Raw genomic sequence first — 13,909 nt, 5'->3', positions numbered from 1 at the left:
GCGACTTTACGAGGCCTCTTCCGCAACCAGTTCAATCACTAATTTGCCTTGCTCGACCAGCACCCGCACCTGAGCGTGGGTTTTAAACCCGGCCTCTTCCAGCCAGTCGCCTTTCAGGCTCAGCGACGCATGCACGCTGTAGCGTCGCGGGATCTTGGTTTTGCGATCTTCATGACGCTTTCTGAAATAGCCAACCGTTAAACGGCGGCTCGGCAGGGCAATACACATCTCTGACATAGAAACTCCTTTTTCTTCGGTTACACCGGATGACATAAACACCTGTATAAAATGCCAGTAAAAAGCAGCGAGGACAAATTTATAACTGCGGAGCGCCTTCAGAAAACGACATGCAAAAGATGAAATCGGGCTGAAAACGCAACCTGAAAGGGGTATCATAAATACAACTTATCGGTCGGAACGCTGCTATGTCTGGAAAACGAATCACGCGTGAAAAAGAGACCATCCGCAAGATGATCGCGCTGTATGAACAGCAGTGCCCGCAGGCCTCGAAAGAGGCCGGGCACTATCCGGCGCTGAACGATTACGCCGACAAACGACTGGATAAATGCGTGTTTGGCGAAGAAAAACCGGCCTGCAAGCAGTGTCCGGTCCACTGTTATCAGCCTGCCAAACGTGAAGAGATGAAGCAGGTGATGCGCTGGGCAGGGCCGCGTATGCTCTGGCGACACCCGATTTTAACGATCCGCCATCTGATTGACGATCGCCGCCCGGTGCCCGAACTACCGGAAAAATATCGCCCTAAAAAGTAATGTCAGGCCTGCGGTCTACGCATCGGTCGGCAGATAAAGATCATGGCGATAGCGCTGCACAGCGGGAACACCGCCAGCAGCAGCCACGGGAAGGCCGCTTCGGCAGAGGGCGTCAGCGCCTTGTCGAGCAGGTCGCCGAGCAGTAAATTCCCCGCCAGCACCGCGCAGCCGCCTGCGGTGGCGAGCGCACCATAATGCGCCCCCAGCGTTGATTCGCTGGCAAACCATGGCACCACGTCTTTCGCGGACGGCACCAGCAGCATCTGCCCGCAGGTCAGCAGGGTGACGAAACAGGCGGCAGGCAGCAGACGCAGCCAGCCCTGTGCCGGCTCTGAGGCGGCGAACAGCGCCACGCTCAGAAACGCCGCTGAGATCAGCATGAACCCCACAGGCAGGATCCGCACCACCCCCACCCGGCGGGCAACGCGGGCCAGCGGCAGCTGGAAGAGAATCACCAGCACCGAGGCCAGCATAAACAGCGGACCGAGATCTTTTTCGCTGCCGCCGGCCCGCTGGATCTCTACCGGCAGCGCCAGATAGAGCTGGTTATAGCTTAATAACCAGCTGCTCCAGGCGATGATAAACGCCACAAAGCGCGGCTGACGAAAGGTGGTCCACCACGGGGTAATTTGCAGCGGCTGATTTTTGCTAGCGGCGGGGGGCAGGCAAAAGAACAGCACAATTAAGGCCACTACAAACACCGCCGCACCCGCCAGCGCTACCTGGCGAAAACCCAACCCTGTCAACAGCGCGCCCGCCACCGGGCCAAGTACCGCTCCCAGCTCACCGCAGACAGCAAACAGGGCGAACCACTCCGCACGACTGCGTTTGCCCTGCGCTTCGCTGCGAGTGCCGGCTTTCGCCAGTAAGGCTTCGATGGAAGGGGAAAAAAGCGCCCCGCCAATCCCGGTGAGGCAGGCCCCGGCAATAATCAGCGGCAGTGAATGTCCGTAGGCCAGCAGCAGATAGCCCACCACGCGTACGATGCAGCCGCACAGGATGATCGTTCTGGCACCGTAACGGTCGGAGAGGGCGCCACCGACAATAAACATCCCCTGCTGGGAGAAGGTACGCAGCCCGAGAACCAGCCCGATAAGCCCGCCGGAGAGCAGCATATCGTCGCGTAAAAATATCGCCAGAAAGGGGACAACGGCATAAAAACCGATGTTGAACACAAACTGGCTGCCCAGTAATACGGGCGGCCAGAGCTGGGTTGCAGGGCGGAGTGCGATCACAACTTACCTCGCCTCAGACGAGGTAATGAATGTGCTTTTTGCCATGGAAAGGCGAGCGCTCAATTTTGGTTTTTACCCGGAACACATCCCACAGCAACGCTTCTGTCAGAATGTCCTGCGGGGTGCCGGTGGCGACAATCTGGCCCTGCTGCATCACGATCAGCGCATCGCAGAACATCGAGGCGTGGTTCAGGTCGTGAATGGCGACCAGGCTTGTCACCGGCAGCTGGCTGATTAACTGCATCAGCTGGATTTGATGGTGAATATCCAGGTGGTTAGTCGGTTCATCCAGCAGGATCTCGGTAGGCATTTGCGCCAGCGCCCGGGCGATGTGTACCCGCTGGCGCTCGCCGCCGGACAAGCTCTGCCAGCCCTGATCGCTGTGATCCAGCATATCGACGGTTTTCAGCGCCGAGGTGACCGTCTCATCATCCTGCGGGGTCCAGCTGGAAAACGGCGAGTGGTGCGGGATACGCCCCAGCTTCACCACGTCGCGCACGCGCATGTTGGCATCGGTCATACCGTGTTGTTCAACAAAGGCCACCCGACGGGCGAACTGCTTTTTAGCCATCCCGGCGATGCTTGTGCCGTCCAGTGCGACGGTGCCGGTATGCGGGCGACGCAGGCCTGCCAGGATCCGCAGCAGAGAGGATTTTCCGCAGCCGTTCGGCCCCAGCAGACCCACCGTCTGCCCCTGCGATACCGCAAGGGAGACATTATTAACGATCACCTTTTTGCCCACTTTCCAGGTGATGTTTTCAGCGCTGATACTCATTATTTAGTCCTGGAGCGATAGATGATCATGGCGAAGAACGGTACGCCAACCAGCGCCGTCACCACGCCAACAGGCAGGCTTTGTGGGGCGATCAGCAGGCGAGAGGCGATATCCGCCAGCACCATCAGGATCGCACCGGCCAGCGCGCTGGCGATGAGCAAGGTGCGGTGCAGCGGGCCAAAGAAGAAGCGCATCACGTGCGGCACCACTAACCCGACAAAGCCAATTGAGCCCGCCATGCTGACGATGGTTGCGGTAATGATGGCGGTGGTGACAAATAGCATCAGGCGCACCCACGGCACCGCAATGCCAAGCGAGGCTGCGGCATCGTCGCCAAAGGTGAAGGCGTCCAGCGCCCGGGAATAATACAGGCAGATGGCCAGACCGATTAGCACCACCACCAGCACCAGCTGGAACTCCGGCCATCGCACGCCGCTGAAGCTGCCCAGCAGCCAGAACATCACGTCTCGCGCCTGCTGCGCGCTGGCGGAGGTGCTGACGGTCCAGGCGGTAATGGCGTTAAACAGCTGCGAGGCGGCGACCCCGGCCAGAATGGTGCGTTCGCTGCCGCCGCGCGCGCCGTTAGTCAGGAAGGCGACAAAGGCAAACGCGGCAAAGGCCCCGGCAAAGGCCCCTGCAGACAGCGTCACTGTGCCGCTGCCAATGCCCAGTACCACCACGGAGACGGCACCGGTCGAGGCACCCGCCGACACGCCCAGCACGTAAGGTTCGGCGAGGGCGTTTTTCAGCAGGCTTTGCAGCACGGCGCCGCAAATGGCCAGCCCCGCGCCGCAGCAGGCGGCGACCAGCGCCCGGCTCAGGCGAAAGTCCCAGATCACGCTCTCATAGATGCGGTTGAGGGGGACGTCGGTTAAACCGATTTTATTGCTGAAGGCATAGAACACGCTTTGCAGGGGGATCGACAGTTCCCCCACGCTGACGCCGGTGGCAATCACCAGCAGCAAAAGCACCACCGCCAGCGCGAAGGCGCCAGGCAGAAACCACCCCCGCCGGGTGGGCTGAACCACTGCGGTCATTAATTGAGCCCCATTTTTCTGAGCTGCTCAGCAATCTGTTCCGCGCCGTAGATAGTGCGGATGGTCGGGTTCATCGCCTGACCATCCATGATCACAATGTGACCTTTTTTGACGGCATCCAGCTGGCTGATGGCCGGGTCGCTCTTCAGGAATTTGATTTTTTCCTCGGCGCTGTCCAGCGCCCAGCGGTTACGGTCGAGGCTGGAGACCACAATCACGTCCGGGTTGGCGGCAATGATGCTTTCCCAGCCGACGGTCGGCCATTCGGTCTCGGAGGTGATGGCGTTGTGGCCACCGAGTACGTTGGCAATAAAGCCGGAGGCGCTGTTTTTGCCGCCAACGTAGGCGTCAGATGACGGCGACGAGCTGGAGAACCAGAACACATACGAAAGGTCTTTTTTGTTTTTACTGAATTCAGCACGCAGGTCCGCTTCGCGCTTTTTGAAGTCGGAAATGAGTGCGTCACCGGCAGGCTGCACGTTAAAGATGGTCGCGAAATCCGCGATCTCCTGGTAGAGATACGCCATGTCCCACAGCTTTTGACGGCTGCCGTACATATCGCCGATCCCTTTTTTGGTCGCGCACATGCCCGGCGATAAATAGCTGTTGATCCCGAGGGTCGCCAGATCTTCGCGTTTCGCGACTTTGCTTTCCGGGCCGAGCAGTAAAGGCAGCTGGGCAGGTATGAAGTCCGGGTTTTGCGCCAGAATGGATTCTAACGTCGGGATCTCCACGGTCAGCGTTTTCACTTTTTCATTTTTTTCGGCCAGCTGCGGCAGCACTTTGGTCGGCCAGAAGGCGCTGGCGGCGACTTTATCCTGCAGGCCCAGCAGCAGCAGAATTTCAACGGTGTTTTGTCCCAGCGCGACAACGCGTTCAGGTGCTTTGGTGAAGGTTTCTTTAAATCCGCAATTCTCAATCGTCAGAGGATACGTGGTCGCAAAAGCGGAACCTGCTGTTGCGATGAGTAATCCTAATGCGCTGATGACCTTTTTCATGAAACGCTTTCCTTCATTGATGTATTTTGACAGCCGGGGCACCTGGCTGAGAATGAATATCATTATTACGGCGGAGTTTTATACAATGATACATTGATGGTGTCAATGAATGACAATAACGCGATGAAATTATTGAATTTATCTGAAGGGTTATAGGCCGGGCAAGCGCAGCGCCGCCCGGCACAAGGGAAGGTTAATCCAGCTCTGCGCCGTTGCTGGCGATCACTTTCTTGTACCACCAGAACGATTTTTTGCGTTTACGATCAAGGGTGCCGTTCCCGGCATCATCGCGATCGACATAGATAAAGCCGTAGCGTTTGCTCATCTCGCCCGTTGAGGCCGCCACCAGGTCGATACAGCCCCAGCTGGTGTAACCCATCAGCGGAACACCGTCTTCGATGGCATCGCCCATTGCGCGGATGTGCTCGCGCAGGTAGCTGATGCGGTAGTCGTCGTTGATCTCGCCGTTGGCGTCGATCTCGTCCTTCGCGCCCAGCCCGTTTTCCACCAGGAACAGCGGTTTCTGGTAGCGGTCATACATCATGTTCATGGTGATGCGCAGGCCCAGCGGATCGATACCCCAGCCCCATTCACTCACTTCGACGTGCGGGTTGCGCAGGGATTTAACGATGTTGGCCGCGCTGGTGTTGTTGGCATTCATATCTGCCGAGGCACAACGCGAGGCGTAATAGCTGAACGACACAAAATCGACGGTGTTCATCAGCAGCGCGTCATCGCCCGGCTCTTTCACGATCGCCACCCCTTTTTCGCGGAACACGCGCGCGGAATAGGCTGGATAACGACCGCGCGCCTGCACGTCGATAAAGAACAGGTTTTCGCGGTCTTTTTCCAGCGCCATCCACACGTCTTCCGGCTTGCAGGAGTAAGGATAGAAATTGCCGCCCGCCAGCATGCAGCCAACCTGATGTTCCGGGTTCACTTCGTGGGCGATTTTGGTGGCCAGCGCGCTGGCGACCAGCTCATGGTGCGCCGCCTGATACTTCACCTGGTCTTCGTTTTCGCCGTCCTCAAACACCAGCCCGGCACCGGAGAACGGGCTATGCAGCATGATGTTGATTTCGTTGAAGGTCAGCCAGTATTTCACCAGACCGTTAAATTCTTCAAAACAGGTGCGTGCATAGCGGGCGAAGAAGTCGACCATCTTGCGGTTGCGCCAGGAGCCGTACTCGGTCACCAGGTGCATCGGCACGTCGAAGTGACACAGCGTGACCAGCGGCTCGATGTTGTACTTTTTGCACTCCTCAAAGACCGCGCGATAGAACGCAATGCCTTCTTTATTGGGCAGCGGTTCGTCGCCATTCGGGTAGAGACGGCTCCAGGCAATCGAGGTGCGGAACACCGTGAAGCCCATCTCGGCCATTAAGGCGATGTCTTCTTTGTAGCGATGGTAAAAATCAATCGCGTCGTGGCTCGGATAGAACTCGTCCTCACGCAGCGCAAAGCGTTTTTCCTTACCGACTTTCACCGCCAGACGGTTTGCGCCGTGGGGGATCATATCGACGGTCGTCAGGCCCTTGCCGCCTTCACGGTATGCGCCTTCACTCTGGTTGGCAGCCAGTGCGCCGCCCCATAAAAATCCTTCTGGAAAAACAGACATCTTTACCTCGCTAAAATTTATGCTTGTGCTGCTTTGGCCTGAACCGGTGCGGTTTGCAGGGCGCGCGCTTTTTCTGCTTCGTCTTCAACCGGGATATCTTCAAAGCCCAGCAGCAACGTCAGAACAAAGGAGAGCACCACGGCCAGCGCCATCACCCCGAATACCCAGACGATGGTCATCGGGTTGGCCGGGTCGAAGAACTGCACGCTGGTAAACAGGCCCGGTGCCGCCATCGAGTGGCTGGCCAGTCCGGCAATCCCGGCAACCGCGCCGCAGATAAAGCCGCTGATCAGGCTCGCAATGAGCGGGCGTTTCAGGCGAATGGCGACGCCGTACAGCGCCGGTTCAGAAATACCCGCCATGATGGCAGAGGCCGCCGCGGCCAGCGCCGTCTGGCGCAGTTCCGGGTTTTTGGTTTTCCATGCCACCGCCAGCGATGAACCGCCAAGTGACAGGTTGGCACCGATTTCGGATGGCATTACCATCCCTTCTTTGCCGGTTTCGGCAATGGTCTGAATGATAGTTGGGGTGAAGACGCGATGCATCCCGGTCATTACCAGCAGCGGCCACAGTGCGCCCATGATGGCGACCGACAGCCAGCCCAGATAGTCGTGAATGGTGTACACCAGCGCGGAGATGGCGCTACCGATCCAGATCCCCAGCGGCCCAATCAGGACGATGGCGAGCGGGGCGGCAATCAGCACGATCAGCATCGGTTTAAGGAAGTTTTTGGTCACCGCCGGGGTGATCTTATCCACCCAGCGTTCGATGTACGACAGGCACCAGGTCATGACCAGCGCCGGGATCACCGTGTAGGTGTATTTCACCGCCGTTACCGGAATAAACGCGAACTCGACGTGTTCACCCTGCGCCGCTTTAGCCATCAGCTCGATAAAGCTCGGATGGACCAGCACGCCCGCGATAGCAATCGCCAGCGACATGTTGGTTTTGAATTTTACTGCGGCAGAGGCGGCCACCATCAGCGGCAGGAAGAAGAACGCGCCATCGCCGATCACCGTCAGAATGGTCAGCGTGGGATCGCCTTTGGTCAGCACACCGCTCATCTCGAGGATCATTGCTAACAGCTTGACCATCGACCCGCCGATGATCGCCGGGATCAGCGGCGACATGGTGCCGATCAGCGCATCCAGGATCCCCGCGCCAACGCGCTTGAAGGTCAGCTTTTGCGGCCCTTGCGGCGCGGCAGGCTGCATATCGCTCGGCAGCAGAGTCAGCACTTCGCGGTACGCCTGGGAAACAGTATTCCCGATGATCACCTGGCACTGGTTGTCATTACGCACCACGCCCATCACGCCGCTGATACTTTTCAACGTGGCGCTGTCGATCAGGCTTTCATCTTTCGCCACAAAACGCAGGCGCGTCATGCAGTGAGTGACGGCAACGATGTTGTCTTTACCGCCGAGCGCGCTGACAATGGCAAACGCCTGCGCAGCATAATTTTTGGCCATCGGGTTATATCCTGTTTTATCAGTAAGGTACGTCTTCACCGCCTGCGCGATGAAACTTATATAGGAAACCGGTTCCACAAAATCATGAAGAGTTTCTTTGAATGAAACAAGACTGTGTTTTGGTCATTTTTTCTATTCGTGATAGCGATCACTAAAGGTGCTAAAGCGTATGCGATCCGCGCGGGGACAATTTTCACGCGGTGCAGTACACTGCCGCTCATCGGTTTTAGATGGAACAGATTATGACCACGATGCTGGAAGTGGCGAAGCGGGCAGGGGTCTCGAAGGCGACGGTTTCCCGGGTGCTGTCGGGCAATGGCTACGTGAGCCAGGAGACAAAAGACAGGGTATTTCAGGCGATTGAAGAGAGCGGCTATCGCCCGAACTTACTGGCGCGCAACCTGGCGACTAAACGCACGCAAACTCTCGGGCTGGTGGTGACCAACACCCTCTACCACGGCGTGTATTTCAGCGAGCTGCTGTTCCACGCGGCCAGAATGACCGAAGAAAAGGGGCGGCAGCTGATCCTCGCCGACGGCAAGCACAGCGCCAATGAAGAGCGTGAAGCGATTCAGTATCTGCTGGATATGCGCTGCGATGCGATCATCATCTACCCGCGTTTTCTCAGCGTCGATGAGATGGACGAAATCATTGAGAAACATGAGCAGCCGGTGCTGGTGCTGAACCGCCGCCTGCGCAAGCACAGCAGCCACTGCGTGTGGTCGGATCATAAAGCCTCCAGCCAGGCGGCGGTGGCGCAGCTAATCGGCCAGGGCCATCGGGATATCGCGTTTATCACCGGCTCACTCGATTCACCCACCGGGATTGAGCGTCTTTCGGGCTATAAAGATGCGCTGGCAGCGCAGCGGATCCCGCTGCGTGAATCGCTGATTGTCGAAGGTAAATGGACCCCGGCCAGCGGGGCGGCAGGCGTAACAGAACTGCTGGCGCGGGGCGAACATTTTACGGCGCTGGTGGCAAGTAACGACGACATGGCGATTGGCGCTATCAAGCAGCTGCACGAAAGCGGGGTGGCTGTGCCTGGCGCGGTGTCGGTGGCCGGGTTCGATGACATCGCGATGGCACCGTACGTGATCCCGGCGCTCTCCAGCGTGCGGGTGCCGGTCACCGAGATGGTGAAAGAGACCATCAGCCGGGTGATCTTTATGCTCGACGGGGGCGATTTTACCTTCCGTCAGACCTTCGACGGGGAGCTGATCCTGCGCGATTCAGTGATGCCTGGCCCGCATCGCTGACCTTAAAGCACTGCAGACGGAGGCAGCCACGCGCGGGTGAAATCCAGCCAGCCGCCTGCGGTCAGCACCATATCCTGAACGTTTTCCAGGGCGTTGATGCGATAGCGATAGTGATACAGCGGCGTACAAATCCCCTGGGCCAGCAGCTGCTGGAACAGGTGCGTCAGATGCGTGTGGAAATGCGCTTCGCTGTCACTGTGTTGCATTAGCTGGCGCTTGCTGGTCTGCCAACGCGCCTCGCCCAGCGCCATTGACCACGCGGGTTCATGCACAAACCACTCCGCCAGTGCAAACTCTGCCATCCCACTTGCCAGATGATCGCCGAGCAGCAGATCGGCCTCGTCCAGCGTCTCCGGTGCATACCAGCCGTCGCGATCCTTCCAGTTTGTGTGTAGCTCGCAGCCACGCTGCTGGAGCTGAACCCGCCATTTTTCCGCCAGTTCCCGTAGCTCGGGGGCGTCGTAGCCCACCAGCGTCAGGCGTGTCGGCAGCGCGACGTTGTCAGGTACAGGCAGGTCGGGTACCGGCATACCGGGCAGAATTTCGGTGCGGGTTTGCAGATCATCACGCCGGGCAAAGCGCTGGCGGGTGAGGCTTAAGGCTTGCTGTCGCAGGCTGGCGGCCAGCGCCGCGGGCAGTTTCGCATTGACCATCAGCCAGGCAAAGCCGCCGCTGGTGGAGGTGACCGCTTCCTGCGGGACGTGGCCTTTGCCCACTGTTATCCAGGCCGGTTTCTCCGTCGCCACGCCGGTACGCCAGAATTCAATGGCGTGGAGCAGCGGATGGGTGGCGAAGTACCACGGCTGGCGCTCGAGGCGCAGAAAATGCGAATGATGGCGGGCGATGGTGAATGGCCCGGCACCCACTTCCGGCTGTCGGGGATGCGGCAAGCGGCAGGCGTGGTGCGCAAGGCGATGTGCCAGCAGCGCATCGGCGCTGTGCAGGTTGATGGCCAGGCACCAGGGGGCGGCGAGCGTCACTGCCGCAATATGCAACAAGCCGCTGTTACGGGCCGGATCGGCCAGCAGCTGCTGCACGGCGCTCAGAATATCGTCATCGCTGACCGGCTGGCCGTTATGCCAGTGCGCGCCGCTGCGCAGGTAAAAATGCCAGCGCAGCCCGTTTTCGGAGCAGGCCCAGTGGTGCGCCAGGTCGGCCACCGGCTGCGTCTGCCCCGGCTCGTAGCGCGTCAGCCCGGCGTGGACTGCGCAGATGATGTGCTGTTCGGCGCGGCGGCGATGCAGGGCCGGGTGCAACGAGGTCAGCGGACGGTGCCAGGGAATACGCAGCGTCGGCTGGTGCTTAAGCCATTTGCCGCCGAGAAACGGCGTAATGATGTGGTGCAGGCTGGCCGGATCGCCGTCCGCCAGCTGCAACGCGCTCTGATAATCACCTTTTTCCAGACAGGCGTGCATCAGCGGGGCGCTGAGTTCGTGGGTGGTCGCCATGCAGTGCAGAGTGGCGCGATGCCCGCGTCCCGGTTGGGCGTTCCAGCTCAGCCAGCCGCTTTGCGCCAGCTGGCGTAACAGGGTGCGGGCGTGGCGTTCACTGCACAGCATCACCCCGGCAACGTCGGCGAGGGTGGTGAGCTGTGGCGTAAAGCCGTAATGCACAGAGAGCCGCTGATACTGGCGAATTTTTTGAAGCTGGCGCATAGCGTCCTGATACAAATCACACGGATACCGAGAGTGTAGGGGCTTTTGCGGAAGAAATAAGGTTTAGATAAAAGAACTGTTCCGGTTTTTGGCGTTTAGCGTTTTATCTTGCTAACCGGGGCCATCAACTCGTTGAGTCTCTCCATTCGTGCCTGCGGGCTAAGGTACAGCCAGCTAAACAGGATGCGCTCTCTGTTGTGGACCTGTTTAAAGTAGGCCGCAAGATACGCAAGTTCTTTGGTGAAGTTAGCCATGTCCGGTCTCTGGTTGAGGATTACCACACCAGAGTAGGCCGGGAAAGGGGATTAAAACAGGGCGAGATTTTGCAGCTGTTCCGCATAAAAAAGCCCCGGGGCAGCGGGGCTGAAAAGGTAAAAATCGAACATACGAACAATAAGTAAGACAAACGACAGAGGGTTAAACGGGTAATGACTTCAGCAGGGCGAACGCCTCCTTCATCCGATCTTCGCTGACCACAAAAGCGCGCAGGTTGCCTTCGGCATCGGCACCTTTCGCCACCATTCCCTGCGGCTCAATGGCAATCTGCCAGCTCAAATCCTGGCGCTGCGTTGCACCGGCCAGATGCAGCGGCAGTTCCGGTGTTTTCACTTTCACCAGCATGGCGGGTAGTTTCAACGGCGCGCTGCCGCCGAGCAGGTTTTTTGCCAGATACATGGCGCTGAGCTGAATCGGCTGCAGGAACGGTAACACCTGACCGTTAATTTCGGCGCAGTCGCCCAGAGCATAAATATCTGGCTGGGTGGTTTGCAGGTAGCTGTCGACCTTCACGCCGCGATCCACCTCAGCACCGGCGCGCTGGGCCAGCACGGTTTCGGCCCGCAGGCCGGTGGCGGCAATCACCGCATCCACTTCAATGCAGCGGTCACGATCGAGCATGGCGCAAATCCCGTTCCCGGTTTGGGTCAGGCTGTGCAGCTGGGATTTGAGCTGCAGGTGTACGCCCATATCGGTCAGACGATGTTGTAAGCGACTGCTTACTTCGGCTGGCATCAGCGCAGACAGGATGCTGGCGGCATGGTCAACCAGGGTGACGGCTTTTCCGGCCCGGCAGAAATCCATCGCCAACTCGGTGCCGATCAAGCCCCCGCCGACAATCATCACCCTTCGTGCATCACGCAGGGTGGTTTCGCAGGCCCGGTACTCGGTCTGGCTGTTGAGGGTGAGCATCAGCTCGCGGCCGTCGACTGGCGGCACAAAGGCCGCAGCGCCGGTTGCCAGCACCAGTTTGTCATACGACCACTGGGTGTCTTTCGCTTTGACCACGTGGGCAGCGGCGTCGATGTCTGTCACCCAGCTATAGGGGAACAGGCGCAGGTTGTACTCTTCGGCAAACGCCCCCGCCGTCTGGCGGGTGAGGTCGTCGGCACGCTGACTCTGGCTGATGACGTGGCTCAGGTCGGGCTTGCTGTACTCGTCCATGCTGTCGGCGGCAATCAGCGTCAGCGGGACGTTTGCATCCTGTTTACGAATGTTTTTCACCAGCTGGCGGGCGGCAAAGCCCGAGCCGATAATCACGATGCCGTGGTTCATTTTGCCTCCGTGGCCAGTTCGTCGAACACGTCTTTACCCAGCGAGCATTCAGGGCACAGGAAGTTGTCTGGCACCTGGCTCCATGGTGTACCTGGCTGGACATCCTGCATCGGCTCGCCGACTGCCGGATCGTAAATCCACTGGCAGACGCTGCACTGCATGCTCGGACCGAGATCGGCGGCGGCCGCTGCGGCACAGGCGCATTGTTCCTGCTGTTGAACAGAGGCTGGGGTAGTCGCTGCTGGCAGCGGAGCGAGTGCCCACTGACGTGCAATGTCGCGGCCGTGCTGGCGGCAGATTTCCAGCGCGTCGATATCCGGGCGCCATTTCGCTTTCAGGCTCAGGGACATCTCAAAGCCGGCATCCTGCAAACGGGTGGACAGACGGTCAACCGCGCCGCCGCTCCAGCCGTGGGAGCCGAAGGCGCTGGCGCGTTTGTTACGGAAGCGCAAACCGGTCATCTCTTCCACCAGGCCGGCAATTTTTGGCATCATCACGTTGTTCATGGTGGAGGTGCCCACCAGCACGCCTTTAGAACGGAAGACGTTAGTCAGCACCTCGTTCTTGTCGCTGCGCGCCACGTTGAAGATTTTCACCGCCACGTTAGGATCCACTTCGTTGATGCCCTGGGCAATCGCGTCGGCCATCATGCGGGTGTTATTGGACATGGTGTCGTAGAAGACGGTGATGCGATCTTCCTGATAGTCAGCGGCCCATTTCAGGTACATTTCAACGATCTGGGTAGGGTTATCACGCCATACCACGCCGTGAGAGGTGGCAATCATATCCACCGGCAGGTTAAAGCCGAGAATTTCGGTAATTTTTGGCGTCACCAGACGGCTGAACGGGGTCAGAATGTTGGCGTAGTAGCGCTGGCACTGTTCGAACAGCTCAGTCTGATCCACTTCGTCATTGAACAGACGTTCGTCGCAGTAGTGCTGACCGAAGGCGTCGTTACTGAACAGCACCGCGTCGCCGGTCATATAGGTCATCATGCTGTCAGGCCAGTGCAGCATTGGCGTTTCAACGAAGATCAGCTGTTTGCCGTTACCGATATCCAGTGAGTCACCGGTTTTGACGATGTTGAAATTCCACTCCGGGTGATGGTGATGGCCGTTGATGGAGTCGATGGCGTTAGCGGTGCAGTAAATTGGGGTGTCCGGGATGCAGGACATCAGCTCGGTCAGCGCACCGGCGTGGTCTTCTTCGGCGTGGTTAATGATGATGTAATCGATGTCGGCGAGGTCAATTTCGCTGCGCAGGTTCTGCACGAATTCACGGCTGAATTTATGGTCGACGGTGTCGATCAGCACGTTTTTCTCTTCACGAATGAGGTAACTGTTGTAGCTGCTGCCGCGCAGAGTTTTGTATTCGGTCCCGTGGAAATCACGCACTTCCCAGTCACGTTGACCCACCCAATGAATGTTGTTTTTAACCAGAATAGACATAGCAACCTCGAAAAATTATTTAGCAAATCAGGATTAAGTTGTTTTGCTTATTGCAGGTTGTGTGCCAACTTTTTAATTAATTGATTTATATGAATTA

General features: G+C 58.4%; 13 protein-coding genes. 2 read left to right on the top strand and 11 right to left on the bottom strand.

The window, feature by feature from the left end:
* Window positions 1-6: 6 nt before the first annotated feature.
* Complete coding sequence (locus M8013_RS06960) at window positions 7-237, bottom strand: SymE family type I addiction module toxin (RefSeq protein ID WP_271267070.1); 231 nt, start codon at window positions 235-237, stop codon at window positions 7-9.
* A 188-nt stretch (window positions 238-425) separates the two neighbouring features.
* On the opposite strand from M8013_RS06960, the gene M8013_RS06955 reads away from it, so the two are divergent.
* Window positions 426-770, top strand: coding sequence for a nitrous oxide-stimulated promoter family protein (locus tag M8013_RS06955; protein WP_271267069.1), 345 nt, complete (start codon window positions 426-428; stop codon window positions 768-770).
* A 2-nt stretch (window positions 771-772) separates the two neighbouring features.
* On the opposite strand, the gene M8013_RS06950 is transcribed toward M8013_RS06955, so the two are convergent.
* From M8013_RS06950 to ascF, 6 genes are all read right to left on the bottom strand, one after another.
* Window positions 773-2,002 (bottom strand): MFS transporter, encoded by a 1,230-nt coding sequence (locus M8013_RS06950; protein WP_271267234.1) that lies wholly within the window; start codon window positions 2,000-2,002, stop codon window positions 773-775.
* A 16-nt stretch (window positions 2,003-2,018) separates the two neighbouring features.
* A complete protein-coding gene (gene eitC, locus M8013_RS06945) occupies window positions 2,019-2,780 on the bottom strand; it encodes a siderophore ABC transporter ATP-binding protein EitC (protein WP_271267068.1) in 762 nt (253 codons plus the stop codon).
* Entirely contained in the window at window positions 2,780-3,817 is a 1,038-nt protein-coding gene (locus M8013_RS06940) for a FecCD family ABC transporter permease (RefSeq protein WP_271267067.1), read from the bottom strand. Before M8013_RS06940 ends, eitC begins: the two co-directional genes overlap by 1 nt.
* Window positions 3,817-4,815, bottom strand: coding sequence for a siderophore ABC transporter substrate-binding protein EitA (gene eitA, locus M8013_RS06935; RefSeq protein WP_271267066.1), 999 nt, complete (start codon window positions 4,813-4,815; stop codon window positions 3,817-3,819). The genes M8013_RS06940 and eitA overlap by 1 nt, the downstream gene beginning before the upstream one ends.
* Window positions 4,816-5,008: 193 nt before the next feature.
* A complete protein-coding gene (locus M8013_RS06930; RefSeq protein ID WP_271267065.1) occupies window positions 5,009-6,433 on the bottom strand; it encodes a 6-phospho-beta-glucosidase in 1,425 nt (474 codons plus the stop codon).
* Window positions 6,434-6,450: 17 nt separating this feature from the next.
* Window positions 6,451-7,902 carry a PTS cellobiose/arbutin/salicin transporter subunit IIBC gene (gene ascF / locus M8013_RS06925; protein ID WP_271267064.1) on the bottom strand — a complete coding sequence of 484 codons (1,452 nt, stop codon included), beginning with the start codon at window positions 7,900-7,902 and terminating at the stop codon, window positions 6,451-6,453.
* Between the two features lie 242 nt (window positions 7,903-8,144).
* Here ascF and M8013_RS06920 point away from each other — a divergent pair, with 242 nt between their 5' ends.
* Entirely contained in the window at window positions 8,145-9,158 is a 1,014-nt protein-coding gene (locus tag M8013_RS06920; protein WP_271267063.1) for a LacI family DNA-binding transcriptional regulator, read from the top strand.
* A 2-nt stretch (window positions 9,159-9,160) separates the two neighbouring features.
* On the opposite strand, the gene M8013_RS06915 is transcribed toward M8013_RS06920, so the two are convergent.
* The 4 genes from M8013_RS06915 to norV all read right to left on the bottom strand — a co-directional run bounded on the left by M8013_RS06915 (window position 9,161) and on the right by norV (window position 13,812).
* A complete protein-coding gene (locus tag M8013_RS06915; RefSeq protein ID WP_271267062.1) occupies window positions 9,161-10,813 on the bottom strand; it encodes an SgrR family transcriptional regulator in 1,653 nt (550 codons plus the stop codon).
* A gap of 95 nt (window positions 10,814-10,908) precedes the next feature.
* Window positions 10,909-11,067, bottom strand: a complete 159-nt coding sequence (locus tag M8013_RS06910; RefSeq protein ID WP_271267061.1) for a hypothetical protein — start codon at window positions 11,065-11,067, stop codon at window positions 10,909-10,911.
* Between the two features lie 163 nt (window positions 11,068-11,230).
* On the bottom strand, window positions 11,231-12,364 hold the full coding sequence (norW, locus tag M8013_RS06905) for an NADH:flavorubredoxin reductase NorW (RefSeq protein WP_271267060.1): 1,134 nt from the start codon (window positions 12,362-12,364) through the stop codon (window positions 11,231-11,233).
* Complete coding sequence (gene norV / locus M8013_RS06900; RefSeq protein ID WP_271267059.1) at window positions 12,361-13,812, bottom strand: anaerobic nitric oxide reductase flavorubredoxin; 1,452 nt, start codon at window positions 13,810-13,812, stop codon at window positions 12,361-12,363. Before norV ends, norW begins: the two co-directional genes overlap by 4 nt.
* Window positions 13,813-13,909 lie beyond the last annotated feature (97 nt).

The organism is Silvania confinis (genome assembly GCF_025564085.1).
Taxonomy (GTDB): Bacteria; Pseudomonadota; Gammaproteobacteria; order Enterobacterales; family Enterobacteriaceae; genus Enterobacter; species Enterobacter confinis.
Note: the sequence above shows the minus strand (reverse complement) of the source record. Positions and strands in the feature narration are given on the sequence as shown.

Bases quoted from the DNA above. Each gene is read 5' to 3' on its own strand.
- M8013_RS06960 (WP_271267070.1), bottom strand. From the start codon at position 237: ATGTCAGAGATGTGTATTGCCCTGCCGAGCCGCCGTTTAACGGTTGGC.
- M8013_RS06955 (WP_271267069.1), top strand. From the start codon at position 426: ATGTCTGGAAAACGAATCACGCGTGAAAAAGAGACCATCCGCAAGATG.
- eitC (WP_271267068.1), bottom strand. From the start codon at position 2,780: ATGAGTATCAGCGCTGAAAACATCACCTGGAAAGTGGGCAAAAAGGTG.
- M8013_RS06940 (WP_271267067.1), bottom strand. From the start codon at position 3,817: ATGACCGCAGTGGTTCAGCCCACCCGGCGGGGGTGGTTTCTGCCTGGC.
- eitA (WP_271267066.1), bottom strand. From the start codon at position 4,815: ATGAAAAAGGTCATCAGCGCATTAGGATTACTCATCGCAACAGCAGGT.
- M8013_RS06930 (WP_271267065.1), bottom strand. From the start codon at position 6,433: ATGTCTGTTTTTCCAGAAGGATTTTTATGGGGCGGCGCACTGGCTGCC.
- ascF (WP_271267064.1), bottom strand. From the start codon at position 7,902: ATGGCCAAAAATTATGCTGCGCAGGCGTTTGCCATTGTCAGCGCGCTC.
- M8013_RS06920 (WP_271267063.1), top strand. From the start codon at position 8,145: ATGACCACGATGCTGGAAGTGGCGAAGCGGGCAGGGGTCTCGAAGGCG.
- M8013_RS06915 (WP_271267062.1), bottom strand. From the start codon at position 10,813: ATGCGCCAGCTTCAAAAAATTCGCCAGTATCAGCGGCTCTCTGTGCAT.
- M8013_RS06910 (WP_271267061.1), bottom strand. From the start codon at position 11,067: ATGGCTAACTTCACCAAAGAACTTGCGTATCTTGCGGCCTACTTTAAA.
- norW (WP_271267060.1), bottom strand. From the start codon at position 12,364: ATGAACCACGGCATCGTGATTATCGGCTCGGGCTTTGCCGCCCGCCAG.
- norV (WP_271267059.1), bottom strand. From the start codon at position 13,812: ATGTCTATTCTGGTTAAAAACAACATTCATTGGGTGGGTCAACGTGAC.